This is a genomic window from Polynucleobacter yangtzensis (assembly GCF_027924165.1).
Taxonomy (GTDB): Bacteria; Pseudomonadota; Gammaproteobacteria; order Burkholderiales; family Burkholderiaceae; genus Polynucleobacter; species Polynucleobacter yangtzensis.
The window spans coordinates 876,218-902,559 of the sequence record NZ_AP026973.1 but is presented as its reverse complement, the minus strand read 5'-3'; the positions used below and the strand labels follow the sequence as shown (position 1 = coordinate 902,559).

Genomic DNA, 26,342 nt, shown 5'->3' with positions numbered 1-26,342 from the left:
TTAAAACTGTTTGAATCATTCTAAACATATGTTGCAAAAATATATTTAAAAAAATAAAAAGCCCTCTGTGAGGAGGGCTTAAATTTAATGGTGCAGTTTTTTTTAAAACTTGTAACCCAAACCAACCATCACATCAACGCCTGAACCACCTACGTTACCCGTAAGCGGGCCTGAACTAGTTTGAATTGTTGCTGTTTTGGAGCTAATACCGGCATAGTTGACCTCGCCAAGAACGTAGATAGATTTAGTAACCAATTGCTTGTAACCCAAACCAAGAACGTAACCAGTAAAGTTTACGGTTTGATAATTGGCAGTTTGTCCATTAATACCCATAGTATTACCGGTCATGCCGACTTTCGCATAAGCCAATTTATCCTTATCGATTGCATAGCCAGGGTTTAAGGTTACTGACCACACATCTTTTATCTGATATTTGAACCATTTGGCTGTAGAGGGTGATCCAGTAACCCAAAAAGATCCGTTTGCAGCTGATGAAGCTCCAAGAGAATAGCTCGCCGCAATACCGAGCGTGTACTTATCATCAATGCCAAATGTATAACCCAAGCCAATCTTGTTTTTTCCAGAGGAAAGATTGTCTTGCTGGGTCGTTACTGGAAGAGTTCCTCTCGCAGTTTGTATCGATGCGCTGCTAATTGTAGGATTGAATTGTCCCCACCCAACTGCTGCTTCAGCATAAAAACCTTCCCATGGATTTGCCTTTGCTGACTGTGCATTAGCACTTGTTGCAAATACACCAGCCATAGCTAAAACTAAGGCGCTAGTCTTTACTGTTTTCATATGTCTTCCTGTGTTTGGTTTTTTTAATTAATTTGAAACTACTCGGAGCATCTTAATTAGTTTTAATTTGATTTGTATCTCGGGTTTTCCCTTTATTTGTTTTGCGTTGCAACAAAAAAATTAGCCCTACGTGTAGTAAGCATTCTGTAGGGCTTATTTGACGTGGGTTTTGCGTTGTAGGAAATTGCTGTAATATAAACGAACGATCGTATTATTTTTACAACAATAAAGGTAAATATTGATACCCATGCTTGATACAAGGTCAACCTCTACGGCTTTAGCTACTGAGTCCAAAAAGGGTTTAACTACAAAATCAACGATTTTGCAGGCCGCCCTCGATATAGCCAGCAAATCAGGGCTTGAAGGAATCACGATTGGTCACTTGGCCGACTCGGTTGGCATGAGCAAGAGCGGTGTCTTTGCGCACTTCGGCTCCCGCGAAGAACTTCAGATTGAAGTCATCCGCAAGTATTACGACTATTTCTCTGAAATTGTTTTTATTCCTGCTTTATCTAAACCAAAAGGATTGCCCCGTTTACGCTACATGATTGATTCATGGCTGAAGATCAGTGTTGGGGAGAATACTTCTAGTTGCTTCTTTATTGCGGGCGCTGCTGAGTTTGACGATCGTCCTGGAATCGTACGCGATGAATTGGTACGCAGTGTTGAAGACTGGCGCTCTGCCCTGCTTCGCGCCATCAAGGAATCCATTACAGCCGGACACCTCAAGAAATCTGTTGTTCCTCAAGAAATGCTCTTTCATCTTTACAGCATTGTTTTGGGTGCACATCACGATTCTAGGTTTCTGAAGAACCCAAAGAGCTTGGCTCTGGCGAATAAGCTCATTAAGAATATTTTTCTCAATCATCAAGCAACTACTAAATAACTTTCATTTTTATCAAATCTGGAACTGATATGCCTCAATACAACCCACCACTCCGCGATATTCAATTTGTAATCCATGAACTACTGGATGCTAGTAAAGAGTTTTCTAACCTCCCGGCCTATCAAGATGTTGATAAAGACACAATGAATCAAATCATCGAGGAAGCCGGTAAGTTCGCTAGCGAAATTGCTTTTCCTTTGAATCAGATTGGCGATAAAGAGGGATGTACACGCAAAGTCGATGGATCGGTCACAACACCCACTGGCTTTAAGCAAGCCTATGAGCAATATGTTGCTGGTGGCTGGCCCGCCCTATCCTGCGATCCTGAATATGGCGGACAAGGATTGCCGCAATTACTCAATACCGTTCTTTATGAAACACTGAACTCAGCCAATCAATCTTGGACGATGTATCCAGGCTTATCACATGGTGCCTACGAGTGCTTACATGCCCATGGTACTGATGAGCAGAAAAAAACCTACCTTGAGAAATTAGTGTCTGGTCAATGGACTGGAACAATGTGCTTAACCGAGCCACATTGTGGCACTGATCTGGGTTTACTTAAGACCAAAGCTGAACCGCAAGCTGATGGCACTTACGCTATTACCGGAACAAAGATCTTTATTTCCAGCGGAGATCATGATCTTGCTGAGAACATTGTTCATCTAGTTCTTGCACGATTGCCTGACTCACCTATCGGCAGTAAAGGTATCTCCTTGTTCGCGGTGCCTAAGTTTCAGATTGGGTCAGATGGCTCAGTTGGCAAACCTAACGCTGTTTCCTGTGGATCTCTTGAACATAAGATGGGCATTCATGGCAATGCCACTTGCGTCATGAACTTTGATGGCGCCATTGGTACCCTAGTGGGAGAACCTCACAAAGGTTTAAATGCCATGTTCGTCATGATGAATGCAGCTCGCCTTGGTGTAGGCATGCAAAGTCTTGGATTAACTGAGGTGGCTTATCAAAACTCAGTTGCTTATGCAAAGGAGCGTTTACAGATGCGCAGCCTCACTGGAGCAAAAGCACCAGAGAAAGCAGCGGATCCGATTATTGTTCATCCTGACGTACGCAGAATGTTATTGACCCAAAGAGCTTACGCAGAAGCTGGGAGAGCATTCTCCTACTGGGTTGCTCTCATGATTGATACCGAACTTAATCATCCGGATGAGAGCGTACGCAAAGAAACTGGTGAGATGGTTGCCTTACTCACTCCAATCATTAAGGCATTCTTGACTGATAACGCTTTTGTAGCAACCAATGAAGGTATGCAGGTATTTGGTGGCCATGGTTATATTGCCGAATGGGGTATGGAGCAGTATGTGCGTGATGCTCGCATCAATATGATTTATGAAGGTACCAATACGATTCAATCACTGGATCTTTTGGGTCGCAAAGTACTTGGTGATATGGGCAAAAAACTGACCAAATTTGGAAAGATTATCGAACAGTTCATTGAGGATGAAGGCGTCCGTAAAGAAATGCAGGAGTTTATTGACCCCCTTTCTGATATCGCTGTTAAGGTTGAAAAACTCACTAAAGAGATTGGCATGAAAGCCATGATGAATCACGAAGAAGTGGGAGCCGCTGCTGTTCCCTATCTGCGTGTAGTGGGTCATCTGATTTACTCCTATTTATTTGCACGCATGGCCAAAATTGCTTTAGCCAATAAATCTAGTAACGATCCTTTTTATCAAGCGAAATTGGCCACCGCCCGCTTTTACTTTGACAAACTCCTGCCTGAGACTGCGATGCTGATTCGTCAAGCACGCGCCGGCTCCAAATCTTTAATGGCAATGCCAGCTGATTTTTTCTGAAAGATGAACTATGAGTGAAAACAAGATTATTAAAAAAGTAGCCATTCTGGGTGCTGGCGTTATGGGTGCGCAGATTGCTGCTCAATGTATTAACGTCGGGTTACCAGTTGTCTTATTTGACCTGCCGGGAAAATCTGATGATGGCAAACCAGTTCATAAAAATGCAATTGCCCTTAAGGCTATTGAGAATCTTAAGAAACTCAAGCCCGCTCCTTTAGGTCTTGCGAGTGATGCCAATTTGATTCAGGCGGCAAACTATGAAGATGACTTGGGGTTGTTAGCAGACTGTGATCTCATTATTGAAGCGATTGCAGAGCGTTTGGATTGGAAGCATGCCCTCTATGAGAAAGTCGCCCCGCATATTCCAGCGCATGCACTTTTTGCTACAAATACCTCAGGTCTGCCTATTGGTGAACTTGCTAAAGGTTTCTCAGGCGATCTAAAAAAACGCTTTTGCGGTGTGCATTTCTTTAACCCACCGCGCTACATGCATTTACTGGAACTCATTCCTGCAGCCGATACCGATCCAACTGTTTTGGATGCGCTAGAGACATTTATGACCTCCACCATGGGTAAAGGCGTTGTCAGAGCTAAAGATACGCCAAACTTTATTGGTAATCGTGTAGGTGTGTTCTCAATTTTGGCTGTGTTTGCTGAAGCGCAAAAATTTGGTCTTGGGTTTGATGCGGTGGATGCAATCACTGGAAGCAAACTCGGTCGCGCCAAATCAGCAACTTTCAGAACTAGTGATGTTGTTGGTTTGGATACCATGGCTCATGTAATCAAAACCATGGAAAACTCCTTACAAGGAGATCCCTTCTCCACTCTATTTAAAATTCCAGAGGTAGTAACCCAGCTAATTGCCAAAGGCGCTTTAGGCCAAAAGACAAAGGCAGGGTTTTATCGCAAAGATGGCAAGAGTGTTCTTGTACTAGATGCCGCCACTGGTGAATACAAACCCTCTACCGCAACTATTGAGCCTTTAATTGAACGCATTCTGAAGAAGCCAATTAATGAGCGCCTTGAGTTACTCCGCGATACCGATGAACCTCAAGCACAATTCTTATGGGCTATTTATCGTGACATCTTCCACTACTGCGCAATTCACTTGGGTGACATTGCTCAATCAGCTCGTGAAATTGATTTTGCGATGCGTTGGGGTTATGGCTGGGACAAAGGCCCTTTTGAAGACTGGCAAGCAGCTGGCGTAACGCAAGTTGCCAACTGGATCAAGGAAGATATTGATGCTGGCAAAACACTCAGCAAAGAACCTTTACCTACATGGCTATTTAGCGGTCCCGTGGCAGAGAAACAGGCATTTCATACGCCAGAAGGATCTTGGTCTGCCTCCGAGAATAAATATGTACCCCGCTCAAACTTACCCGTATATCAAAAACAAGTATTTAGAGCGCCACTGCTAGGTGATGGATCCCCTGACCCGAAAACTGCTGGCACCACCATCTATGAAAATCCCGATCTGCGTGCCTGGGTAGACCAAGCCCAACCCGATGTATTGATCGCTTCATTTAGATCAAAGATGAATACCATCAGCCCTGATGTGCTCAATGGCATACAGAAGGCTATTGAAATTGCAGAAGCGAATTACGAGGGACTGGTGATCTGGCAACCTAGCTCACTCAAGCTTGGAACCCCTGGCGGACCATTCTCTGCTGGCGCAAACTTAGAAGCAGCACTACCGATGGTTATGAAAGGCGGTCCTGCTGGAGTTGAGCCATTTGTAAAGCTATTCCAAGATACGATGATGCGTGTGAAGTACTCGCAGGTTCCTGTTATTAGCGCAGTATCTGGCATTGCACTAGGTGGTGGCTGCGAATTAGTAATGCAATCTGCTCGTAGGGTCGCAGCAATCGAAAGCTATATTGGTCTAGTTGAAGTCGGCGTCGGCTTATTGCCAGCTGGTGGTGGCCTCAAAGAAGCCGCTATTCGTGCGGCACAAGGTGTAGCACTTGCTGGTAATACCAACTACTTAGATTTCACAAAAGCTTCTTTTGAAAATGCAGCGATGGCTAAGGTTTCTTCATCTGCTCAAGATGCTTTGAAGATGGCTTACCTGCAAAAAGGCGACATCATCGTTCCCAACGTATATGAGTTATTGTCGCTTGCGCAAAATCAAGTCAAAGCCATGCGCTATGCTGGCTATAGACCACCCATACCGGCCCTAATTCCTGTTGGCGGACGTTCAGTAGCTTCAACAGTAATGGGTCAAGTAATCAATATGCGTGATGGAGGTTTTATATCAGAGCATGATGCATTTATTGCTAAGAAGATTATTGACATCATTAGTGGCGGAGATGTAGATGCTGGCACCCTAGTGACTGAGGAATGGTTGCTCAAGCTAGAACGTCAAGCGTTTGTTGAACTTATTGGTCACCCAAAGACCATGGAACGCATTATGGGCATTTTGCAAAACGGCAAGCCGGTTCGTAACTAATTTACTGAGATATCACTATGAAAAATATCCAAGACGCATATATCGTTGCAGCTACTCGTAGCGCCGTTGGTAGATCAGGACGAGGTGCATTAAAAAATACTCGACCAGATGATTTACTTGGCAATGCTCTTCAACATATCTTGACGCAAGTACCCACCTTAGACCCTAAAGCAATTGAAGACGCAATTATTGGTTGCGCTATGCCAGAAGCCCAACAAGGCTTGAATGTGGCACGCATAGGACTCCTCCTAGGCGGTCTACCTAATACCGTTGGCGGCATTACCGTTAATCGCTTCTGCTCATCAGGTCTGAATGCCATTGCTATGGCTGCGGATCGCATTCGGGTTGGCGAGGCTGATGTGATGATTGCAGGCGGCGTGGAGTCCATGAGTATGGTTCCCATGGGTGGCAATACGCCATCGATGTCACCAGAGATCTTTATGAGCGATGAGAATATTGGGATTGCCTACGGCATGGGATTGACAGCCGAGAAAGTTGCTCAGCAATGGAAAATCAGCAGAGAAGATCAGGATGCATTTGCTTTTCAGTCACATCAAAAAGCGATGGCTGCCCAAGCTGCCGGTGAATTTAATTCTGAAATCTTCCCTGTTAAGGTTGCCCATCGTTCAATGAATCTCGATAAGGGTCAAGTTGATGTTCAGTGGCGTGAGTTCTTGAAAGATGAAGGTCCGCGCGTTGATACTTCACTAGAAGGATTAGCAAAGCTCAAATCTCCATTTGCCGCAAGGGGAAGTGTTACAGCAGGTAACAGCTCGCAAACCTCTGATGGTGTAGGTGCACTGATTCTAGCTAGTGAGAAGGCCATTAAAACCTTTGGACTCACTCCTTTAGCTCGATTTGTAAGCTTTGCTGTTAAAGGTGTAGCGCCAGAAATCATGGGTATTGGACCTAAAGAGGCGATTCCTGCCGCATTAAAACTTGCAGGTTTAAATCTACAGGATATGGACTGGATTGAATTGAACGAGGCTTTTGCAGCTCAGTCTTTAGCAGTTATTCGCGATCTTGGCTTGGATCAAAGCAAAGTCAATCCGCTAGGAAGCGCTATTGCCCTTGGTCATCCATTAGGGGCAACTGGCGCGATTCGTGCTGCTACCGCCATCCATGCCTTGCAGCGACGTAACCTAAAGCATGCCATGGTCACGATGTGCGTTGGTACTGGCATGGGCGCTGCTGGAATATTTGAGCGCTGCTGATGACATGATTACTAATTAGGAGACATCATGAATACAAAACAATTACTGACTTTATCTGCCTGCCTCATTGCATTTTCCGGGGCTGCTTACGCACAAACAGATCCTGCTATCGGGGTGTGGAAAACCATTGATGACAAAACCAATCAACCTGCTTCTTTAATCAAAATTGAGCAGGTCAATGGCGTGCTTGAAGGCACCATTATCAAAACATACCCAAGACCAAATGAAACACCCCTGGTTAACTGCAATCTCTGCAAGGATGATAGAAAAGATAAGCCGATTGTTGGCATGAAGATCATGACGGATCTAAAGCAGGATCAACCCGGCGTATGGTCTGGTGGAAAAATCCTCGACCCCAAAGAAGGTGAAGTCTACAAGGTCAAAATTGCGACTGAAGATGGCAAGAAGATGGATGTCCGCGGCTATATCGGGGTTCCACTACTAGGCCGTACTCAAGTTTGGTACAAAGCTGAACAGTAAAACTACTGGCAGCGGATCATATCCGCTGCTTTTTCAGCAATAGCAATAATGGGGGCGTTCGTATTACCGCCAACCAGAGTCGGCATGATGGATCCATCTACGACGCGCAGCCCCTCTATTCCATGGACCTTTAGATTAGCGTCAACCACTGCCATAGCATCGTTGCCCATTTTGCAAGTGCCTACTGGGTGATAGACAGTATCCGCCCTCACCCGAATAATTTTCCGAATATCTTCGTCTGTTTTTACATCTGGAGTAAAAACATTCTTAGTTGTGACACTTGCTAAGCTAGGCGCGTCCATCAATTGCTTGGTGAGCTTGTACCCCTTAACCAGAGTTTCCATGTCCTCTTCTTCACTCAAAAACCCAGGATCAATTAATGGCGCATCTTTCATGCTGTTACTCGACAAACTGACTTGGCCGCGGCTTTTAGGTCTTAGTACACACACATGACATGAATAGCCGTGGGCCATATGTAACTTACGAGCATGATCCTCCACCAGACTGACTACGAAATGCAATTGCACATCTGGCGCATCAAGACTTGGATCCGTCTTAAGAAATCCTCCAGCCTCTGCAAAGTTAGTAGCAATCATGCCTTCACGCGAGCTGACGTACTTTGCAATCTCACGTGCAATACGAATGCTGCCAGCCACTGAAATACCAATTAAATCTAAGCTATTAGCCGCATACCCAAAGATAAAATCTGGATGGTCTTGCAAGTTTTGACCAACGCCTGGCAAATCATGAACTAGCGGTATGCCAAATTGACTCAATTGATCTTTTGGACCCACTCCAGAAACCATCAACAGCTGCGGAGAATGAAAAGCACCAGCACTAAGAATGATTTCTTTATTGGCATACATGACTCGTTGTTTGCCATCTTGCGTATACGCCACTCCTCTTGCCTTTTTGCCCTCAAACAGTATTCGATCAACCTGCACACCAGTCTGGACTTGAAGATTATTACGTTTACCTATATGAGGATGTAAATAACCACGCGCCGCGCTCCAGCGCTCGCCATTCTTATGGGTCACTTGATAGATGCCAAGACCCTCTTGCTCCGCGCCATTAAAGTCTGAATTAATTGGGAAGCCAGCCTCTTTAGCGGCATTCAGATATATTTGCTGGAATGGATTATGTGATTGCAAGTTGGATACACATAGCGGACCATCATTACCGTGATATTGGTCTTTTAACGCGGTATTGTTTTCACTCTTTTTAAAATACGGCAGCATCTCGTCATACGACCAGCCTAGATTTCCAAGAGAATGCCAATGATCGTAATCGGAACGATGACCTCGTGTATAAATCATAGCATTAATAGCAGAAGAGCCGCCCAGGCATTTGCCTCTGGGCTGGTATCCACGGCGACCATTTAAGCCTTTTTGAGGAACTGTCTCAAAGGCATAGTTATTAATAGATGTTGGCAACATAGCTACTGCAGCTGCAGGTGTTTTTACCAACCAACTATCACCATTACCTCCAGCCTCAAGCAATGCCACGCTAGTGTTCGCATCCTCGCTAAGGCGACTTGCCATCACACTGCCGGCTGACCCTCCGCCTACAACGATGTAATCAAAGGTCTGTGACGGCATTACTTGTTACCCCAGTCATGAATGAGTCTTTGCTTTGCTGAGGGCTGCAGATTCATTTTGCTCATGTCTCCGGCGTAATGCTGTACTACCCGCTTATCCATCAAGGCAAACCAGAGGGGCGGAAAATAAGCCAAGGTAATCATCGACGCATAGCCGCCCGGTAATTGTGGGGCCTCATCAAAATGACGTAATGCTTGATAACGTCTCGTTGGATGTGCATGATGATCTGAATGGCGTTGCAGGTGATACAACAGAATATTACCGACAATATGATTGCTATTCCAGGAGTGCTCAGGTGCACAGCGAACGTACTCGCCATTCTCCTTTTGACGTAGTAACCCGTAGTGCTCTACATAGTTGACTACTTCCAACATCGAAGCAGCGTAGATCCCTTGCAATACCAAGAAGATTAAAGCTGGCCAACCTAACCAGATGATTAATGCGCCGTAGAAAATAATACCTAGTGACCAAGCTTGGAGATTTTCGTTCTGAATACTCCAAACGCCCTTACCTTTTCTGGCTAAGCGCTCACGCTCTAGATTCCAGGCAGAAATAAGACTACCCCATACTGTACGTGGCAAAAATGACCAGAAACTTTCCCCCATACGGGCACTAGCTGGATCTTCAGGAGTTGCTACACGTTTGTGATGACCGCGATTATGTTCAACAAAGAAGTGTCCATACATACTCGGCGCTAATGCTAATTTAGATAGCCAACGATCTAAAGATTCTTGCTTATGGCCCAACTCATGTGCAGTACCAATACCAATGCCATTGATGGATCCAACCGTCAATATCAATGCTATGTATACATACCAATCTAAAGATTGTGTAGATGCTAACCATGCTCCATAAACAGTACCAATTAATTGAAATGGCACATACAGCCAAACCATGATGCGATAGAAAAAATCTTTATTTAAGTTCTCGACAGCAGATTCTGGCGGATTACTAAAATCCTCACCAAAGGCTATATCCAGAATAGGAATGACCGCGTGAATAATGAATGGAGCAAAAAGCAGGCACAACCATTGGCCAGTAACAGCGAATGCAGCAATAGAAAGAGTAAAGGTCAAGGGGATACTTGGGCTCAATAGCCAAAGCCACCTTTTATCGCTCCAAGACCCATTAACAGGCGCCGATGCAATACTCACTGATTACCCCTTTAAAACGCCTGGGCCAATAAAAAATAGCCAAAGGCAGGAATGAATAATCCCATAATGCCATCAAAACTAATTGCGCAACATATCCCTCATTTTCTCCAGGAATAGATCTTGACCATGATGGACTTTAGCGTGCCAATCATCACCAGAGCTCTCATTGGCATCATCAGTAATGTACTTAAATGATTGCCATGGAATTTGGTAATCATAAGCAACGGCAGCAATCGCAAATAACTCCATATCCACCACGTCTACTCCCAGACTATGCAACCATGGGTCATGTGTCGTGACGAAGCTATCGCCAGAGCCACAGACAAATTGCCCGGTAGATAGATATTCTTGTGGTCGTACACAGAATGGCGTGCTACCACGAGGCGCTAATGGCTCAGCTTGCATATCGCGCTGAATCACCTTGCCGATCTCCAGCAAACCATGTAGATCAGGTTTGATTTTTCCAGCCGTACCAAAATTCAAGATTCTTTTAGGTGAATATTGATTAATTGCTTTGATGCTGGTGATAGTTGCATTAATTTTGCCAATCCCCGTATAGATGATCTCTACGCCGCTTGGCAAAGCTTCACGCTTGAGCTCAGACTCTAATGCGGTAATAATGAGTAGTTCTGTTTTCATATTGGTTGGCAATGAATTTATTAGATTATCTACCCGGAGTTCCTGACTTTCCAAAACCAGGGGTTCTCTTTAGGGATATTTCTCCCCTACTTGCCAATCCAGTCGCCTTTAAAGAAGCTATTCGTCAGCTAGATGAGATTGCACAGCAGTTTGATTACACCCATATCCTGGGTATTGAATCGCGGGGTTTTATCTTTGGCTCTGCGTTAGCCCACCTCGCTCATAAGGGCTTGGCGTTAGCTAGAAAACCCAACAAACTTCCCTTGGCTAGTCATCGTGAAGCCTACGGTCTTGAGTATGGAAATGATTCTCTAGAAATTCAGCAATCCACATTACCCAAAGATGCCAAAGTATTGTTACTGGATGATGTGCTGGCTACCGGCGGAACATTAATTGCGGCTGATAAATTAATCCGTTCGGCTGGCTTTGAAGTCAGCGGTGCAATTACCTTACTGGAGATTACCTTCTTAAACGGCAATGAACTGCTGGAGCAGAATCGTATTCGCCATCAATCTGTTTTGAAATGCTAGATGAGCTTTTTAGCACTCTTTACTATTTTCATAGCACCCCAACCCACCGCTAAAACCTTGCTTGCCAGTTTTGGTTTGTAATGCGCAAGCGCTGCAAATGCACTAGTCCATAAAATAGGGTTGCTCTTCAAGAATTGAACCGCATCAATTCCTTTATCCGCCCATGAAAGCGGCTTTTCCCAAGCCTCAAAGTGTTCAGCAAAGGCCTTGCGCTCTCGACTAGCCTGAAGCATTAGTTCTTGTTGACGATGCTCTAGGTCCTTTGGCTTATCCCTCATTTTGAAAATGCTTCGCGATCTTTAGCTAATTCAGTAATTGAGGCTTCGAATAATCTCGGCATCTTGCGCAGTGACTGAGTAATTAAGAATGCCAGAATTAATCCAACCGATAAGAATGCTCCAGTTAACAAACCAAGAGCCATCATTCGGTCTGTTTCCCAGCTATAGATCACGATCAGTAATGCCAACATCACTAATCCAAAAAATAGAAAGAATAAGGCGCTAATAATCATCACTAACAAGCTAATGAATTTGCTTCTAGCTATTTGTACATCAAGCGATAAAAGCTCTAAACGCGTTTGAGCAATGGATGCCCCAGTAGAGGCTAGGCCCTTGATGGATGAAAGTAAGTTTTCTTGAGACATAAAGTATTAACGACGGCCAATAAATAAACCAATGAGCAAGCCCAAGCCTGCTGCAACACCAACAGCCTCCCATGGATTGCGATGGACAAAATCATCTGCACCATCAGCTGCTATCTTTGCTTTATCTAGCAACTTACCTTCAACGCCAGAAAGACTTTCTTTAGCACCAGCCAAAGTTTCTAGAGCTTTATTGCGAATAGAGCTAATCGCCTCCCCCGGGTGATCTTCGGTAGCCTTGATTAATGCCTCGGCATCAGCCATAAGAGACTTGAATTCACCAATGAGGCTTTCGGCACCAGCTTGTTTGTCATCATGGACAACTGAATGGTCAAATTTCTTAGCGGTCATAGCGAGATTCCCAGTTAGTAAGGCAACAATTGCACATATAACCCTATTCTAAGCACTTCTAGTAGGATTTGAGTAATAAGACTGTCATTCCAGCATTACCCTCTTTGAAGCGCTTGAGATAACGCTTTAACCCTGGGCGTCGTTTATGCAAAGCATGATAGGCTTCGCTACCATAAGCCACATCTTCGCCAAAGTAATACTCATCCACCCTATCGGAATAGCGATTATTTTCTAGTGCGTCATGAATGGCCCATTTAATGCGACCACCCTCTCCGCTAGACCCATAGCCATGAATCAGCACAATCGCTTTGATACCAACCTCAAGAGATTTGCGTAGATATTCCGTAAGCCTCTCTAGGGCTTCATCTACATAGGGGCCGTCTTGCTTAATATTGAGCTCGATCGTATCGGAGCTCAGGATAGGCAATGCAATAGAACTGCAATGCGGACATTGATCAAACAATGCCCGCACATTCCCACAATCAGGACATTCTGCGTTGTGTGCCAATTTAGATCGGTTGAACTGAACTCCTTAAGAGCAGTACTTACCCTCTAAGCTTCTAACATCGGATGATTTGTCGTCAACCATGAGGTTGAGGGTCTTTTGCGCGAGATCCCGATTCTCCGGGGTTTTTAGGCTTGCATTAATCAATGTGGAGACATCCTTGCGAATGGACGTATTGCCATAGCGCAACCCCTTCAACGTAGACACCGCTTCAGCAGATATCTTGCATTGCTGATTTACTAACTCAGAAGAATCCGACGGCTTTGTATTTGCATATGCAAACGCAGCAACGGAGATTGATACGGCTGCTAATAGAGTCTTTTTCATCTTAGTTCCTTATTTTGTGACCACATGTTGGACAACAACCCACTTCTTTAGCTCTGGTCTTTTTAAGAGCGGCATACACACTGGATTCTGAAATTTCCATCTTTCTGGCTGCTTGAGCAGCAGTCAGCCCCTTCCCCACCCACTCCAAGGCTTGATGTGTTTTTGGTATTTGTCTCTTCATTTCATCTCCCAGTTCCAACACTATATCACAACTTCTGAAGTTGTGAAGTTGTGAAGTTGAATAAAAGGGTAGCGAGATACCCTAATAAGACAGTGCAACTGCAGCATTTAAAGGAAAGGTGGCAAAGAGGCGCCTACGTAACTTTGGTGTTATAAATACTGGATAAATAAAAATTGGGGCTTAAAAAGATTGTCTTAAAGCACCCTACAAACCGGAGGAGATCTATGTCTTTACGCTTCACACCCAAAAAAGGATTGCTGACTGTTTTTGCTGCCCTTATTGCAGCCACCTCGATATCGGCCGTGGCCCAGACATCATCGGCTTGGCCGACCAAGCCTATTAAGATCATTGTTGGCTACTCTGCTGGCGGCGCTACAGACGTTTTGACAAGATTGGTATCTGTCAACATGAGTACTACGTTGGGTCAATCTATCTTGGTTGAAAATAAGCCTGGGGCTAATAGCAACGTTGGCGCTGAATTGGTTGCTCGCTCTCCTGCAGATGGCTATACGCTCTACGCATTTTCAATCGCCAATACCATTAACGCTACGCTCTATCCAAACTTGGGCTACGACCCGATTAAAGACTTTGAGCCAATTGGCATGATTGCCAAGATTCCAAATATTTTGGTCGTTAATCCAAATCTTCCCGTGAAAACAGTTGCAGACTATGTGCGCTACGCCAAGAATTCGAAAGACGGCGTCACGTTCGCCTCTTCTGGTAGCGGCTCGTCTATTCACCTTTCTGGTGAAATGTTCAAGATGCAAGCCAAAATTCAGATGCTCCATATTCCATACAAAGGTAGCGCCCCTGCAGTAACCGACCTACTTGGCGGTCAAGTTGAATCGATGTTTGATAACGCTCCTTCTGCATTACCTCATATCAAGGCCGGAAAACTTCGTCCGATTGCAGTTACCAGTGCTCAACGCTCACCGTTTTTGCCAGATGTCCCAACGATTGCTGAATCAGGCTACCCAGGATTTGATGTGCAATCTTGGTTTGCATTGGTTGCTCCAGCAGGAACCCCAAAGCCAATCATTGCGCAATTGAATTCCGCTTTAAACAAAGCATTGAATTCACCGGAAGTTCGTCAGCGCATGCAAGAGTTGGCTGCCACACCTGAACCGGGCTCGCCAGAAAAGATGGCAGCATTTGAGGCTTCTGAAGTAAAACGCTGGCGTGAAGTGGTGAAAGAATCTGGCGCTAAAGCCGAATAAGAACACCCCCCTCAGCCCTTCGAAAATCGTCTTTGTGAAGTAGGCTTAATTTATGTTTCCGATTGATTTTTTCTGGAGGGCTGCGCAGCGTTGGCCCGATCGCATTGCCATTGATACACCCACGGGTCCAATTCATTACGCCACGCTAGCTTCTCGAGTAAAGGCTTTGGCGGCTGGACTTACTGCATTAGATCCAACCTTGCAAAGCCGGGTTGCCATTTGCGCAGGAAATAGCGCTGATCACATCACTGCTCTGCTTGCCATCTTGGCATGCGGCAAGGTATGGGTGCCTTTGAACCCCAAAAGTACTCACCCGGAAATTGCTCGCATTATCAACATCACAGAGCCTTCGATTGTGATCTTGGATGCTGTTAACCAGGAATTACTCAAAGGCGCGCCAGGTGCCTGGGTATATACAGGTGCAGACTCTGATACTTCGGCTAGAAGTATGGAAGAGCTCATCCATTTACACGTGGATGCTCCGCAGCCCTCATTTGAATTACCTCAAGAGGCTATTCAGGCAATTAAATTTACAGGCGGCACTACAGGCGCACCCAAGGGTGTAATGCAGCCCTATCGCGCATGGATGGCCAACATTAGCAATCAAATTCAGGTATGGGGATTTGATGAGCATGAGCGTTATGTTGTAGCTGCTCCGATTACGCATGGCACATCCACTTACATTATTCCCATTCTGGCTCAGGGTGGCTGTCACGTCATCCTAGATGGCGCCGGCGCAGAGGTGGTCAGATCCGCATTTCGGGATCGCAGGGGTACCGTTTGCTTTATGCCCCCAACTCTGGTTTACATGCTCATGGCTCTGCCCAATGCATCCAGAAATGATTTTCCAAAACTGCGCAGACTGATTTATGGTGGCGCTCCAATGCCGCCAGAGCAAGTTCGTAAGGTGCGCGATTTCTTTGGCCCAGTTTTAGGAACTACCTATGGTCAAACTGAAGCGCCACAAATTTTGACTGTCATGCGGCCAGAAGATTTTGAAGATCCCAATAATTGGGCGGCCGTTGGTAGACCCACATGGTTTAGTGATGTGGCGATCATGTCTCCCGAAGGAAAAATATTGCCTACCGGTGAAATCGGTGAGGTAGTTGCCCGCGGTGACCTACTCATGAATGGCTATTGGCGTATGCCAGAGAAGACCGCTGAAACAATTATTGATGGCTGGTTGCATACTGGTGATCGTGGCTTAATTGATGAACGTGGTTTTTTATATCTCAAAGATCGCCTCAAAGACATTGTGATTACTGGTGGTTTTAATGTGTATCCCGTTGACGTTGAGAATGCATTAAGTCAACATCCTGCTGTTCATGAGTGCCTAGTCTTTGGTCTTCCCGATGAAAAGTGGGGAGAAACTGTTCAGGCGGCGGTGCAATTACATCCAGGACAAAAAGCTGACGAAGCAGAACTCATTGCATTTGTACGCAACCTACTGGGACCAGTGCAAACGCCAAAACACGTGCACTTTTATGAGAGCTTGCCTCGCTCTAATGTAGGCAAGTTGCTTAAGAGTGCTGTCATTCAAAAACTTCAATCCCCCGCCTAAATAAAATTTAGAAATTATTTCCATGACTAATAAAAAAACTCCCGTTACCAGTCTGTGCACTCACACCCTCACTAGCTTGCATTACCGTGATGCTGATTTAGTTGAAGATTTAATGGGCAAGAAGACTTTTACCGAAGTGATGTTGATGCAGATTCTGGGTAGAGAACCGCGCGGTGTAGATATCCGCATTACGGATGTGGTACTGATTGTGTTGATGGAGCACGGATTAACGCCGAGTGCGATTGCCACACGTTTGATCTATATGAGCGCCCCTGAAAATCTGCAAGGCGCAGTATCAGCTGGCCTATTGGCAGTTGGCAGCTCATTTATCGGTACGATGGAGAATTGCTCTGCCCTACTAGATCGCATCATCGCCGCAAAAGATCAATATGCTGAAGCCCTATTGATTGCTCAGCACTACAAGAGCATTAAGGGGGCTATTCCTGGCTTTGGTCATCACCTTCATAAACCAGTAGATCCAAGAGCTTACAAACTCTTAGACATGGGTCGCGCCGAGAAAGAACTCAAAGGCGATCATATTCGCGCACTAGAGACCCTTTCTAAGGCAGTTGATGAGGTTGCCGGTCGTCCAATCACCATCAATGCAACTGGTGCTGTTGCAGCCCTCCTAGGCGAAATTGGCATACCCACAGCAGTAATGCGTGGCTTTGCGGTGATTTCACGCTCAGCTGGCTTAGTAGCGCATATTGTTGAAGAACAGCAAAGTCCATCAGGCCGCTTTATTTGGGATACCGTCGAGCACGCCATTCCATTTGTGGATGGCGCCAATAAGATTGGCTAATTATGAGCGCTAGAGAATGTGTCTTAGTTACTGGCGCTAGCCGTGGCATCGGTCGTGCAATTGCAGAGCGTCTTACTGCGGATGGCATGCATGTTATCAACTTTGATAAAGCGGCCCCCGAAAATATTGCTGAACATGAAACCTTTGTTCAAGTGGATGTATCAGACGAAAAAATTTTACGTACTGCATTAACGGACGTCACATCCAAATTTAAGATTACTCGCTTAGTTAACAACGCTGGTATTGTTCGCCCTGCCACGATTGAGAAAACCACCATCGCTGATTTTCAGGCGGTAATGAATGTGAATGTCGCTGCTGCCATCATCTGTGTACAAGCCCTACTCCCCGCTATGAAGTCTGCTCACTTTGGCCGTATTGTGAATATCGCTAGTCGTGCCGCCTTGGGTAAAGAAGAGCGTATTGCTTATGCAACCTCTAAAGCAGGATTGTTAGGCCTTACTCGCACGCTCGCTTTAGAGCTTGCCGCTGATGGTATTACCGTAAATGCTATTGGGCCGGGCCCGATTGCTACTGAACTTTTTCAAAGCGCTAATCCTCCAGGAGCGCCAGCCACTCAACGTATCTTGGATAGCGTGCCACTAGGTCGCATTGGTCAACCTGAGGAGGTAGCTCACATAGCTGCTTCATTACTTGACCAACGCGCTGGATTTACTAGTGGTCAGGTGGTTTATGTATGCGGTGGCATGACTGTGGGTCTTAGCCAGTAGATGAATCCAAAGCATCCTCCAGGCTTACCTACCGACCTCACTCATCGCGTGATCTTTGTATCAGGTGGCGGTTCAGTTGGCCCAGGCTGGAGCATTGGTAGAGCTTCATGCGTTACCTACGCGCGTCTTGGTGCCAAGGTCTGCGTAGTCGACCGAGATCAAGCATCGGCAGAAGAAACAACCAAGATCATCCAAGATGAAGGTGGCATAGCCAAAACTTTTGTAGGCGATGTCTCCGAAGAAGAGGATGTGAAGAGACTTTTCAGAGAGGCGCGCAATCAGTTTGGTCCTATTGATGTTTTGCATCATAACGTGGGTATCGGCAAAGTTGGCGGGCCTATGGAAACCAGTGCTGAGGATTTTGATCGTATACATAAAGTCAATGTACGCAGCCTTTTATTAGCAGCTCAGGAAGTTTTGCCTGAAATGGTATCCAGAAAGACTGGCAACATCATCGCCATTTCCTCAGTAGCCGGTATGCGCTATCTTGGATACCCTCACCTAGCCTATAGCGTGACTAAAGCTGCCAACACCCAATTTATTCGGATGATTGCCCAGCAATATGCCGATAAGGGTATTCGAGCTAATACAGTAGTGCCCGGCCTAATCGATACCCCGCGGATTGCCAATACTGTAGCGAAAATGTTTTCGGAAAATGGGCTTGATGAGGCCCGCGCTGCCCGCGATCGTCAGGTGCCCTTGGGTCGCTCAGGCTCAGCCTGGGATGTGGCTCATGCCTGCGCCTTCTTGGTATCTGATGCGGCTGCCTACATCACCGGCACTGAACTGGTGGTTGATGGCGGTTTGACTGGAAAGTACGTCTAAGCCAGAGAAACTAAGGCCCTCACCAAGGGATAGTATGATTTGGTGATATTAAGGAGTTTTATATGCATCGCATCATCTATCGAGTAGTTCTATTGTTGGCAATTGGTGCCGGTCTTGCCGCCTGTAACCACAACGACAAAAAAATTAGCGGCTGGGAAATTAATGATGTTTATCACTCAACCATCATCACACCTAACTCAGTAACTGGTGGAAAAACCTATCAGGGCCCTCCCATCAACACGATGGATGAAGTCAATACTTATGAAATGTTTAGCCTCAGAGCTGAGCAGACAAAGCAAGGTGCAAAGACTTATGAGTTGGTTGCGCAGTTAACGTATTTTTCACAATGGCGTTATTACGATTCAGCAATTCTAGAAAACACGCCTGCTTCGACATTTAAAGTGGTTGGAAGAGAAGCAGGCGCCTGTGGTGAACGAGGATGTATCTTCAGAGAAGTACTCTCAATTCAATTGACTGAAGCATTCCTCAAAGACAGAATGAAGAAGGGTTTTATCATTACCGTTTCCTCGAAGTCTGGTATCAAGACTGAGCTCTATGTACCGCCACAATATATTCAAGGCTATATGCAGGCAGTGAACGGTTTTAATTAATCTTTATTACACCACTAGAAATAAATAAAGGGGCTGAGGCCCCTTTATTTATTTTGCATTCTTAAATATCTTGGGGGCCTAGTCTAGCGACGCTCCAGATGTCTTAACTATCTTGGCCCAACGAGCAATGTCGTCCTGCAGCTGTTTTGCAAACTCAGTGGGAGTCATGTTTACAAGCTCTACTCCAGATGCTTGTAATTTTTCCCTTAACTCTGGGTTTGCGAGTGTTAGCTGCATCTCCTTTTGCAATTTATCAACCACAGGTTTAGGCGTACCTTTTGGCGCAAACAATCCAATCCACAAGGATCCAGAGAATCCAGGAACTTTTTCTGAAATCGAAGGAACGTCCGGAAGAATCGGTGAACGCTTTGGGGAGCTAACACCAAGAGCAATCAGTTTTTGTGAATTGATGTATTGCAGTACAGACGGCAAACTCGCAAACGCGATTTGAACCTGACCCCCCAAGAGATCGTTGAGAGCAGGCGCCACACCTTTATAAGGAATGTGTTGCAAGGATATGCCGTAACTTTGATTAAGCATTTCACCCAAGAGATGGTTTAAAGTGCCATTCCCTGCCGAAGCATATTGATAAGTTTCTGGAGGCTTTGATTTAACCAACTTTAAGAATTCATCTAAATTCTTGGCTGGGAAGTTTGGATTGACCACTAAGACATTAGGGACTGAGCCAATCATTGCCAGTGGAATAAAGTCATTTACCGGATCAAATCCTGGGTTTTTATAAAGCGCAGGATTAATAGCTTGAGCACTACTAATAGTCATCAAAAGTGTGTAGCCATCTTTTGATCCATTAGCAACATACTGAGTGCCAATATTGCCGCCAGCTCCAGGCTTATTTTCGACAATCACTGAAGCTTTCATTTGCTCGCCAAGACGCTGCGCAACAACACGACCAACAATGTCGTTTGTTCCGCCAGGCGCCTGAGGAACAATAATCGTTATGGGTTTTGTAGGATAGGCGAACGCTAGGCCAGAAATAATAGAGAAGGAAGTAGCAAGCACTAAAAGAATGATGCGTTTCACGGGAATCCTTTTTTACAGTGGTTGTAAATAATAATGAGGCTTCTTGAAATAATAATCATAAAAGCGTTAACTTGAGTCTAGAAATAAATAAAGGGGCCGAGGCCCCTTTATCTTTAAGTACTTGGCGGAGACGAGAGGATTCGAACCTCCGATCAGAGTTTTAGCCCCGATGCTCCCTTAGCAGGGGAGTGCCTTCGACCAGCTCGGCCACGTCTCCGTACTTCTTACTATTACAACGCCCCACAGTTTAACGGATAACCGCTTCCGAGGGGTTTATTGCGCTTTTTGACTTACTTCTGGTCCAACTCAAATGCCTTGTGCAAGGCACGTACAGCCAATTCCATGTATTTCTCATCGATGACGACTGAGATCTTAATTTCGCTAGTGGAGATCATCAGAATATTGATGCCCTCTTCTGATAAAGTGCGGAACATCTTGCTGGCAATGCCAACATGAGAACGCATACCTACGCCAACCACTGAAACTTTGGAAACTTTTGGATCACCAGAAATCTCTTTTGCTTCAATGTGCGCTTGCACAGTGTTCTTCAGAATGTCTAATGCTTTTTGATAATCAGCACGTGGCACTGTAAAAGTGAAATCAGTCTTACCTTCTACAGATTGGTTCTGAATAATGATGTCCACATCAATATTGGCATCCGCAATCGGACCAAGGATTTGATAAGCAATGCCTGGGCGATCAGGAACTCCAAGAACGGTAATCTTCGCTTCATCACGCGCAAAGGCGATGCCGGAAATAACTGCGGCTTCCATAGTGCTGTCCTCTTCAAATGTAATCAAGGTGCCTGAGCTCATCTCATCAGCCAAAGGCATCAATGGGTCTGTCAAAGAAGACAGAACCCGGGTTTTAACTTTGTACTTGCCTGCAAACTCAACTGAACGAATCTGCAATACCTTTGAGCCTAAGCTAGCCATTTCTAGCATCTCTTCAAAAGTAATTTTGTCTAAGCGGCGTGCATCTTCGCAAACACGTGGGTCAGTGGTGTACACACCATCAACGTCTGTGTAGATTAAGCACTCATCTGCTTTCAAGGCTGCTGCCATGGCAACTGCTGATGTATCAGAACCACCGCGACCTAGTGTCGTGATGTTGCCGTTTGGGTCTACGCCCTGAAAGCCAGTAACTACTACAGCGCGACCTGCATTAAGATCCTTGAGAATCTTCTCGCTTTCAATACTCTTGATGCGCGCTTTCGTGAAAGAAGAGTCGGTATGCACAGTAACTTGCCAGCCAGCATAGCTGACTGCATCAATGCCTTCACGCATGAGTGCTAAGGCCAAGAGACCGGAACTGACTTGCTCGCCTGTAGAAGCGATTTGATCTAATTCACGCGGATTAGCATCAGGATTAATTTCTTTTGCTAAGCCGAGCAAGCGATTGGTTTCGCCTGACATAGCTGAAGGCACGACCACCACTTGATGGCCGGCACGCATCCATTTAGCAACGCGTTTAGCAACATTGGCAATGCGCTCAGTTGAGCCCATTGAGGTGCCGCCATATTTATGAACGATAAGAGCCATAAAAACCGTTTATTTAACTATTTGTGACAGGGAAAACTTCCCTGAGGATCTAAAAAGGGCTTATTTTACAGGGTTTTGCACCCATTCTGGGAGTACGCGCCTACCTGAGGTAATCAAGTGTGGATAGCTAAGCCCAATACCGGCCACAGCAATCAATTCATCGTTGATATAGAGTAAGGGTGCCTGACGCTCCCAGGGCGGGATATCAGCCTCCTGATAGAGGTTTTTGAGGGTTTTACGGGGGGTCTTAGGCTTAATCTGAATCTTCTCAGAGCCTTGACGCTCCCTAAGGCTAATTTCATTGTTGTCTTGAGCCTCTTTTACCCAGTTAGCAGGAAGCCCCAATTGCTTAGAGTTGGCTGGCAAGGTTTTTAAAACCCACCGCCCCGCTTCCACATTGCCCACCTGCAACATGCCGCGCCACAGGTAAATCTTTCTCTCGTCATGTAGCCACTCAAGATTGGCATCTGCTTTAACTTGTGCAAGATCACGCCACCATGCATGTAAGCGCTCTTGTGATGGCATAGCCAACTGCTGTGTTTGCAACCAATAACGTAAGACATTATTTGCAGCAGGTAAATCCTCTTTTGCTAATGCCAGTAGCGGCTCTAATTTCAGCTGACTCTTATTGAGAATACTTTTGCCATCTTGCTCAGCCAGACGGTTGAGTAAAGTTTGCACCTCACCAAGCAGTTGTGCACTTCGCGCCATATTAGCCAAAGCTTCAGGCTGGATCTTTTCAAGCGCAGGAATAATTTTCTTACGTACTGCATTGCGACGATATTTTATATTTTGATTGCTGGGATCTTCAATCCACTTGAGCTTATGCTCTTTAGCGTAAGCCTCCAGCTCTTGCCTACTTTGATTTAAGAGTGGACGCCACAGAGTGATGTTGTGGTTATTGAGTTCTAATTGCCTGCTTGTAGGCATGCCCGATAGGCCCGCCACACCAGAGCCTCGGAGGAGTTGCAAGAGAACCGTCTCCGCTTGATCATTTTGGTGATGCGCCAAGAGTAAATCTTCGATGCCATATTCTTCACACAGATCCGTCAGCGCTTCGTAGCGCCCTGCTCTTGCTCTTGCTTCAATATTGCCCTGCTCTTTGGCACCGTCTAAATGCAGGAGGCGAAAATCAAAATGAATCTTGTATTGTTTCGCGAGCTTCTCGCAAAAGATCAGCCAATCATCCGCCGGCTTTTGTAAGCCATGATGAATATGGAATGCATAGATTTGATTGTTGGTTTGGTTCTTGGCTTGCGCTTTGCAAACCGTGTCGAGCAACACAACCGAATCGAGGCCACCACTTAAGGCAACCGCAATTCGTTTTCCTGACTTAGGACTTTGCTGTGATTTCCTTGAACTTGCCATAACTCATCAAACGCTCATGACGACGCTCAAGCAATGCATCTACTTTCATGCCATCAAAGGTTTTTAAAGATTCCGCAAGTGCTTTGCGCATATTGCTCATCATATTGTCGTAATCACGATGCGCGCCACCAATAGGTTCGGCCACAATCTTGTCAATCAGGCCCAGAGCCTTCAAACGTTGCGCCGTGAGGCCCAACTGTTCAGCAGCCTCGGGAGCCTTATCAGCCGTCTTCCAAAGAATAGAAGCGCAACCTTCTGGGGAGATCACTGAGTATGTGGAGTTTTGCAGCATCAATACAACGTCACCCATAGCGATTGCAAGTGCGCCACCTGAACCACCCTCACCAATAATCGTTGCAATGATGGGCACTTCTAATTCTGCTTGTACATATAAGTTGCGGCCAATTGCTTCCGACTGGTTACGCTCTTCGGCATCAATACCAGGGAACGCACCTGGCGTATCTACAAAAGTGAAAACAGGAATACCAAACTTTTCAGCAAGACGCATGAGGCGCATTGCTTTGCGATAACCCTCAGGACGGCTCATGCCAAAGTTTCGCAGAGCACGCTCTTTAGTATCGCGACCCTTTTGATGGCCAATCACCATGCATGGTTGATTTTCAAAACGGGCTAGACCACCGATGATCGATTGATCATCTGCAAAAGTACGATCACCATGTAACTCGTGGAAATCGGTAAATAAAGCGCCGACATAATCCAAAGTGTATGGACGCTGTGGATGACGCGCTACTTGAGAAACTTGCCAAGGAGTGAGATTGGCGTAAACATCTTTTGTTAGCTGCTGACTTTTTTCAGCAAGCGTTTTGATCTCATCGGAGATATCTACCGATGACTCATCTTGTACAAAACGCAGCTCTTCAATCTTTGACTCTAATTCGGCGATTTGCTGCTCAAAATCCAGGAAAGTCGTTTTCATAGCTTGATTTTAATATTCAACTGGAATTGGGTCGATACTTCTCCACATATACCAGGTGGCAACCGTACGCCACGGGGCCCAATTAGCAGCCACCTCGCGCGCTTCATGGCGGCTGACAGGCTCTCCGCTGAAGTAATTAAGGGAAATGGCCTTAATAAGGCCAACATCGTCCAAGGGGAGGATATCGGGTCGAATCATATTGAAAATGAGGAACATTTCAGCAGTCCAGCGGCCAATCCCCCGAATTGAGCTCAATTCCTTGATAACGCTCTCATCATCCATATCTTTCCATTGATTGGCATGAAGGCGCCCTGAATCGAAGTGGTCTGCCAGATCTCGGATGTATTCAACCTTGCGTCCAGATAATCCGGCGGCACGCAATTCCTCTACTGAGAGCGCTAGGATATTTTTCGGGGTGACTTTCTTTTTGCTGGCAGCAACAACCCTATTCCAAACGGATTGTGCTGCCGCGACTGAAATCTGCTGACCAACTATAGCCCTTGCCAGAGTATTGAATGGATCGCCACGCGTAACTAAAAAGCCTGAACCATGCCTTGGGATGAGTTTTTTGAGTATGCGATCCTGCTTCATCAATTCTTTACAAGCCTGCTCCCAATATTCTGGAGCGACTTCTTCAAGGATTGCTTCTGCTTTTACTGCATTCTCTGTTTTTGCAGCCGTCATTAAGCTCTGCGCCATTCTGTAAGGCCGCCGGGTTTATCTTCCAAAACAATACCCTGCTCCGACAATGTTTTACGAATCAAGTCTGCCTTTGCAAAGTCTTTTGCTTGCTTGGCAGCTACGCGTGCTGCAATTTGTTCTTCAATTTGTGATGGCGTTAAGCCATCCTGATCCTTAGAGCCCGCCTGCAAAAATGCAGTGGGATCACGCTGCAAGAAATTCAATGCCGCGCCAAGAGCCTTCAACGTATTGGCAAGTAATTGCTTCTCTTCGCCTTGCGCACGATTAACTTCACTGGCCAAGTCAAACAAGACTGCAATCGCTTCAGGCGTATTGAAATCATCATTCATGGCATCAGCAAAACGCTTAGCCCATGGGTTATTTGGGTCCAATTGAATTACTTGGGCTTTAGGGCCTTGCGCTAGAGCGGTATACAGGCGCACCAATCCAGAGCGAGCTTCTTCAAGCTGTGCGTCGCTATAGTTGATAGGGCTACGGTAGTGCGCCTTCAACATGAAGAAACGCAGCACCTCAGGGTCAAAGCTTTTGAGGACATCGCGAATTAAGAAGAAGTTACCTAATGACTTGGACATCTTCTCTTCGTTAACGCGAATGTGGCCGTTATGCATCCAGTAATTTACAAAGGGAGCATCGTCTTCTTTGCGGTCTTTGCCGTAGAGGGCGCCTTCACTTTGGGCGATTTCATTTTCGTGATGCGGAAATTGCAAGTCAGCACCGCCACCATGAATATCAAAGTGCTCACCTAACAAGTCGCAAGACATTGCTGAGCACTCAATATGCCAACCCGGGCGGCCCTCGCCCCAGGGTGACTTCCAGCGCGTATCCACAGGCTCTTCAGGCTTGGCGCTTTTCCATAAAACAAAATCCAAAGGGTCGCGCTTGCCATCACCTACTGCTACACGCTCGCCTGCATTTAATTCGTCTAGAGTTTTTCCAGACAGCTGACCGTAACGCGGTAATAAGCGCACAGCAAAATTAACATCGCCGTCATTAGCTTGGTAGGCCAATTCATTTTCAATGAGCTTACCGATCATGCCCTGCATTTGTCCGATGTAATCGGTTGCGCGAGGCTCTTGATCAGGATGCATTAAACCCAACTCATCTGAGTCGGCATGCATGGCATCAATAAAGCGATTTGTTAATGCAGAAATAGGTTCGCCATTTTCAATGGCGCGATTAATGATCTTGTCATCAATATCGGTGATGTTGCGTACATAAAGAACTTCATAGCCACTCGCCCTGAGCCAGCGAACCACCATATCAAAGACAATCATGACTCTGGCATGCCCAATATGGCAAAAGTCATAAACGGTCATGCCGCAGACGTACATCTTCACCTTGCCCGGCACTATGGGCTTAAAGACCTGTTTAGAACGGCTAAGGGTGTTATAGATTTGCAGCATAGGGCTATAAAGGTGGGGCAAGTAGCGCCAATTT

Annotated in this window: 27 protein-coding genes and 1 tRNA gene; 12 read left to right on the top strand and 16 right to left on the bottom strand. The window is 45.8% G+C overall.

What is annotated here, in order from left to right; all coding sequences use genetic code 11:
- Positions 1-102: 102 nt before the first annotated feature.
- A complete protein-coding gene (locus QMF28_RS04740; protein ID WP_281743493.1) occupies positions 103-798 on the bottom strand; it encodes an outer membrane protein in 696 nt (231 codons plus the stop codon).
- Positions 799-1,045: 247 nt separating this feature from the next.
- Here QMF28_RS04740 and QMF28_RS04735 point away from each other — a divergent pair, with 247 nt between their 5' ends.
- Genes QMF28_RS04735 through QMF28_RS04715 form a run of 5 tightly spaced genes read left to right on the top strand, consistent with a single transcriptional unit; the run spans position 1,046 to position 7,647 of the window.
- Positions 1,046-1,684: a TetR/AcrR family transcriptional regulator gene (locus QMF28_RS04735; protein ID WP_281743492.1), complete on the top strand. Its 639-nt coding sequence runs from the start codon at positions 1,046-1,048 to the stop codon at positions 1,682-1,684.
- Positions 1,685-1,713: 29 nt separating this feature from the next.
- Positions 1,714-3,501: an acyl-CoA dehydrogenase C-terminal domain-containing protein gene (locus QMF28_RS04730; RefSeq protein WP_281743490.1), complete on the top strand. Its 1,788-nt coding sequence runs from the start codon at positions 1,714-1,716 to the stop codon at positions 3,499-3,501.
- Positions 3,502-3,511: 10 nt separating this feature from the next.
- The gene (locus QMF28_RS04725) at positions 3,512-5,953 is read left to right on the top strand and encodes a 3-hydroxyacyl-CoA dehydrogenase/enoyl-CoA hydratase family protein (RefSeq protein ID WP_281743489.1); all 2,442 of its coding nucleotides are present in this window, start codon (positions 3,512-3,514) and stop codon (positions 5,951-5,953) included.
- Positions 5,954-5,970: 17 nt separating this feature from the next.
- On the top strand, positions 5,971-7,167 hold the full coding sequence (locus QMF28_RS04720) for an acetyl-CoA C-acyltransferase (protein WP_281743487.1): 1,197 nt from the start codon (positions 5,971-5,973) through the stop codon (positions 7,165-7,167).
- A gap of 27 nt (positions 7,168-7,194) precedes the next feature.
- Positions 7,195-7,647 (top strand): DUF2147 domain-containing protein, encoded by a 453-nt coding sequence (locus QMF28_RS04715; RefSeq protein WP_281743486.1) that lies wholly within the window; start codon positions 7,195-7,197, stop codon positions 7,645-7,647.
- A gap of 2 nt (positions 7,648-7,649) precedes the next feature.
- On the opposite strand, the gene QMF28_RS04710 is transcribed toward QMF28_RS04715, so the two are convergent.
- From QMF28_RS04710 to QMF28_RS04700, 3 genes are all read right to left on the bottom strand, one after another.
- On the bottom strand, positions 7,650-9,245 hold the full coding sequence (locus QMF28_RS04710) for a GMC family oxidoreductase (RefSeq protein WP_281743485.1): 1,596 nt from the start codon (positions 9,243-9,245) through the stop codon (positions 7,650-7,652).
- Complete coding sequence (locus QMF28_RS04705) at positions 9,245-10,399, bottom strand: alkane 1-monooxygenase (RefSeq protein ID WP_425594906.1); 1,155 nt, start codon at positions 10,397-10,399, stop codon at positions 9,245-9,247. Before QMF28_RS04705 ends, QMF28_RS04710 begins: the two co-directional genes overlap by 1 nt.
- A 78-nt stretch (positions 10,400-10,477) precedes the next feature.
- Positions 10,478-11,038 carry a phosphorylase family protein gene (locus tag QMF28_RS04700; protein WP_281743483.1) on the bottom strand — a complete coding sequence of 187 codons (561 nt, stop codon included), beginning with the start codon at positions 11,036-11,038 and terminating at the stop codon, positions 10,478-10,480.
- Positions 11,039-11,049: 11 nt separating this feature from the next.
- On the opposite strand from QMF28_RS04700, the gene QMF28_RS04695 reads away from it, so the two are divergent.
- Complete coding sequence (locus QMF28_RS04695; RefSeq protein ID WP_281743481.1) at positions 11,050-11,568, top strand: adenine phosphoribosyltransferase; 519 nt, start codon at positions 11,050-11,052, stop codon at positions 11,566-11,568.
- Here QMF28_RS04695 and QMF28_RS04690 read toward each other — a convergent pair.
- From QMF28_RS04690 to QMF28_RS04670, 5 genes are read right to left on the bottom strand one after another with little or no spacing between them, the layout of a single operon-like run.
- Positions 11,565-11,846: a YqjK-like family protein gene (locus QMF28_RS04690; RefSeq protein ID WP_281743480.1), complete on the bottom strand. Its 282-nt coding sequence runs from the start codon at positions 11,844-11,846 to the stop codon at positions 11,565-11,567. The two genes, QMF28_RS04695 and QMF28_RS04690, sit on opposite strands and share 4 nt — an antisense overlap.
- Entirely contained in the window at positions 11,843-12,211 is a 369-nt protein-coding gene (locus tag QMF28_RS04685) for a phage holin family protein (RefSeq protein WP_281743479.1), read from the bottom strand. The genes QMF28_RS04690 and QMF28_RS04685 overlap by 4 nt, the downstream gene beginning before the upstream one ends.
- A 6-nt stretch (positions 12,212-12,217) precedes the next feature.
- On the bottom strand, positions 12,218-12,559 hold the full coding sequence (locus QMF28_RS04680; protein ID WP_281743477.1) for an ElaB/YgaM/YqjD family protein: 342 nt from the start codon (positions 12,557-12,559) through the stop codon (positions 12,218-12,220).
- A 58-nt stretch (positions 12,560-12,617) separates the two neighbouring features.
- Positions 12,618-13,031: a Smr/MutS family protein gene (locus QMF28_RS04675; protein ID WP_281743476.1), complete on the bottom strand. Its 414-nt coding sequence runs from the start codon at positions 13,029-13,031 to the stop codon at positions 12,618-12,620.
- A gap of 60 nt (positions 13,032-13,091) precedes the next feature.
- Positions 13,092-13,391, bottom strand: a complete 300-nt coding sequence (locus QMF28_RS04670; RefSeq protein WP_068320730.1) for a hypothetical protein — start codon at positions 13,389-13,391, stop codon at positions 13,092-13,094.
- A 405-nt stretch (positions 13,392-13,796) separates the two neighbouring features.
- Here QMF28_RS04670 and QMF28_RS04665 point away from each other — a divergent pair, with 405 nt between their 5' ends.
- The 6 genes from QMF28_RS04665 to QMF28_RS04640 all read left to right on the top strand — a co-directional run bounded on the left by QMF28_RS04665 (position 13,797) and on the right by QMF28_RS04640 (position 19,316).
- Entirely contained in the window at positions 13,797-14,789 is a 993-nt protein-coding gene (locus QMF28_RS04665) for a Bug family tripartite tricarboxylate transporter substrate binding protein (RefSeq protein WP_281743475.1), read from the top strand.
- 52 nt (positions 14,790-14,841) lie between these two features.
- Entirely contained in the window at positions 14,842-16,350 is a 1,509-nt protein-coding gene (locus QMF28_RS04660; protein ID WP_281743474.1) for a class I adenylate-forming enzyme family protein, read from the top strand.
- 22 nt (positions 16,351-16,372) lie between these two features.
- Entirely contained in the window at positions 16,373-17,152 is a 780-nt protein-coding gene (locus QMF28_RS04655) for a citryl-CoA lyase (protein ID WP_281743473.1), read from the top strand.
- 2 nt (positions 17,153-17,154) lie between these two features.
- Positions 17,155-17,880, top strand: a complete 726-nt coding sequence (locus QMF28_RS04650; RefSeq protein ID WP_281743471.1) for an SDR family oxidoreductase — start codon at positions 17,155-17,157, stop codon at positions 17,878-17,880.
- Positions 17,881-18,705 (top strand): SDR family NAD(P)-dependent oxidoreductase, encoded by an 825-nt coding sequence (locus QMF28_RS04645; protein ID WP_281743470.1) that lies wholly within the window; start codon positions 17,881-17,883, stop codon positions 18,703-18,705. It abuts the gene before it with no gap.
- A gap of 62 nt (positions 18,706-18,767) precedes the next feature.
- The gene (locus tag QMF28_RS04640; RefSeq protein WP_281743468.1) at positions 18,768-19,316 is read left to right on the top strand and encodes a hypothetical protein; all 549 of its coding nucleotides are present in this window, start codon (positions 18,768-18,770) and stop codon (positions 19,314-19,316) included.
- Positions 19,317-19,394: 78 nt separating this feature from the next.
- Here the strand turns inward: QMF28_RS04640 and QMF28_RS04635 are convergent, their stop codons facing one another.
- From QMF28_RS04635 to cysS, 7 genes are all read right to left on the bottom strand, one after another.
- Positions 19,395-20,348 carry a Bug family tripartite tricarboxylate transporter substrate binding protein gene (locus QMF28_RS04635; RefSeq protein ID WP_281743632.1) on the bottom strand — a complete coding sequence of 318 codons (954 nt, stop codon included), beginning with the start codon at positions 20,346-20,348 and terminating at the stop codon, positions 19,395-19,397.
- A gap of 131 nt (positions 20,349-20,479) precedes the next feature.
- Positions 20,480-20,574 (bottom strand) — tRNA-Ser (locus QMF28_RS04630).
- Between the two features lie 73 nt (positions 20,575-20,647).
- On the bottom strand, positions 20,648-21,898 hold the full coding sequence (locus QMF28_RS04625; protein WP_216214715.1) for an aspartate kinase: 1,251 nt from the start codon (positions 21,896-21,898) through the stop codon (positions 20,648-20,650).
- Positions 21,899-21,958: 60 nt separating this feature from the next.
- Entirely contained in the window at positions 21,959-23,266 is a 1,308-nt protein-coding gene (tilS, locus tag QMF28_RS04620; RefSeq protein ID WP_281743465.1) for a tRNA lysidine(34) synthetase TilS, read from the bottom strand.
- Positions 23,232-24,203, bottom strand: a complete 972-nt coding sequence (locus tag QMF28_RS04615) for an acetyl-CoA carboxylase carboxyltransferase subunit alpha (RefSeq protein ID WP_215361765.1) — start codon at positions 24,201-24,203, stop codon at positions 23,232-23,234. The genes tilS and QMF28_RS04615 overlap by 35 nt, the downstream gene beginning before the upstream one ends.
- 9 nt (positions 24,204-24,212) lie before the next feature.
- On the bottom strand, positions 24,213-24,887 hold the full coding sequence (locus QMF28_RS04610) for a DNA-3-methyladenine glycosylase family protein (protein WP_281743464.1): 675 nt from the start codon (positions 24,885-24,887) through the stop codon (positions 24,213-24,215).
- Entirely contained in the window at positions 24,887-26,308 is a 1,422-nt protein-coding gene (cysS, locus tag QMF28_RS04605; protein WP_281743462.1) for a cysteine--tRNA ligase, read from the bottom strand. The genes QMF28_RS04610 and cysS overlap by 1 nt, the downstream gene beginning before the upstream one ends.
- Positions 26,309-26,342 lie beyond the last annotated feature (34 nt).

Excerpts from the sequence above, each read along its gene's own strand:
- QMF28_RS04740 (WP_281743493.1), bottom strand. The coding sequence starts at position 798 with ATGAAAACAGTAAAGACTAGCGCCTTAGTTTTAGCTATGGCTGGTGTA.
- QMF28_RS04735 (WP_281743492.1), top strand. The coding sequence starts at position 1,046 with ATGCTTGATACAAGGTCAACCTCTACGGCTTTAGCTACTGAGTCCAAA.
- QMF28_RS04730 (WP_281743490.1), top strand. The coding sequence starts at position 1,714 with ATGCCTCAATACAACCCACCACTCCGCGATATTCAATTTGTAATCCAT.
- QMF28_RS04725 (WP_281743489.1), top strand. The coding sequence starts at position 3,512 with ATGAGTGAAAACAAGATTATTAAAAAAGTAGCCATTCTGGGTGCTGGC.
- QMF28_RS04720 (WP_281743487.1), top strand. The coding sequence starts at position 5,971 with ATGAAAAATATCCAAGACGCATATATCGTTGCAGCTACTCGTAGCGCC.
- QMF28_RS04715 (WP_281743486.1), top strand. The coding sequence starts at position 7,195 with ATGAATACAAAACAATTACTGACTTTATCTGCCTGCCTCATTGCATTT.
- QMF28_RS04710 (WP_281743485.1), bottom strand. The coding sequence starts at position 9,245 with ATGCCGTCACAGACCTTTGATTACATCGTTGTAGGCGGAGGGTCAGCC.
- QMF28_RS04700 (WP_281743483.1), bottom strand. The coding sequence starts at position 11,038 with ATGAAAACAGAACTACTCATTATTACCGCATTAGAGTCTGAGCTCAAG.
- QMF28_RS04695 (WP_281743481.1), top strand. The coding sequence starts at position 11,050 with ATGAATTTATTAGATTATCTACCCGGAGTTCCTGACTTTCCAAAACCA.
- QMF28_RS04690 (WP_281743480.1), bottom strand. The coding sequence starts at position 11,846 with ATGAGGGATAAGCCAAAGGACCTAGAGCATCGTCAACAAGAACTAATG.
- QMF28_RS04685 (WP_281743479.1), bottom strand. The coding sequence starts at position 12,211 with ATGTCTCAAGAAAACTTACTTTCATCCATCAAGGGCCTAGCCTCTACT.
- QMF28_RS04680 (WP_281743477.1), bottom strand. The coding sequence starts at position 12,559 with ATGACCGCTAAGAAATTTGACCATTCAGTTGTCCATGATGACAAACAA.
- QMF28_RS04670 (WP_068320730.1), bottom strand. The coding sequence starts at position 13,391 with ATGAAAAAGACTCTATTAGCAGCCGTATCAATCTCCGTTGCTGCGTTT.
- QMF28_RS04665 (WP_281743475.1), top strand. The coding sequence starts at position 13,797 with ATGTCTTTACGCTTCACACCCAAAAAAGGATTGCTGACTGTTTTTGCT.
- QMF28_RS04660 (WP_281743474.1), top strand. The coding sequence starts at position 14,842 with ATGTTTCCGATTGATTTTTTCTGGAGGGCTGCGCAGCGTTGGCCCGAT.
- QMF28_RS04655 (WP_281743473.1), top strand. The coding sequence starts at position 16,373 with ATGACTAATAAAAAAACTCCCGTTACCAGTCTGTGCACTCACACCCTC.
- QMF28_RS04650 (WP_281743471.1), top strand. The coding sequence starts at position 17,155 with ATGAGCGCTAGAGAATGTGTCTTAGTTACTGGCGCTAGCCGTGGCATC.
- QMF28_RS04645 (WP_281743470.1), top strand. The coding sequence starts at position 17,881 with ATGAATCCAAAGCATCCTCCAGGCTTACCTACCGACCTCACTCATCGC.
- QMF28_RS04640 (WP_281743468.1), top strand. The coding sequence starts at position 18,768 with ATGCATCGCATCATCTATCGAGTAGTTCTATTGTTGGCAATTGGTGCC.
- QMF28_RS04625 (WP_216214715.1), bottom strand. The coding sequence starts at position 21,898 with ATGGCTCTTATCGTTCATAAATATGGCGGCACCTCAATGGGCTCAACT.
- tilS (WP_281743465.1), bottom strand. The coding sequence starts at position 23,266 with ATGGCAAGTTCAAGGAAATCACAGCAAAGTCCTAAGTCAGGAAAACGA.
- QMF28_RS04615 (WP_215361765.1), bottom strand. The coding sequence starts at position 24,203 with ATGAAAACGACTTTCCTGGATTTTGAGCAGCAAATCGCCGAATTAGAG.
- QMF28_RS04610 (WP_281743464.1), bottom strand. The coding sequence starts at position 24,887 with ATGACGGCTGCAAAAACAGAGAATGCAGTAAAAGCAGAAGCAATCCTT.
- cysS (WP_281743462.1), bottom strand. The coding sequence starts at position 26,308 with ATGCTGCAAATCTATAACACCCTTAGCCGTTCTAAACAGGTCTTTAAG.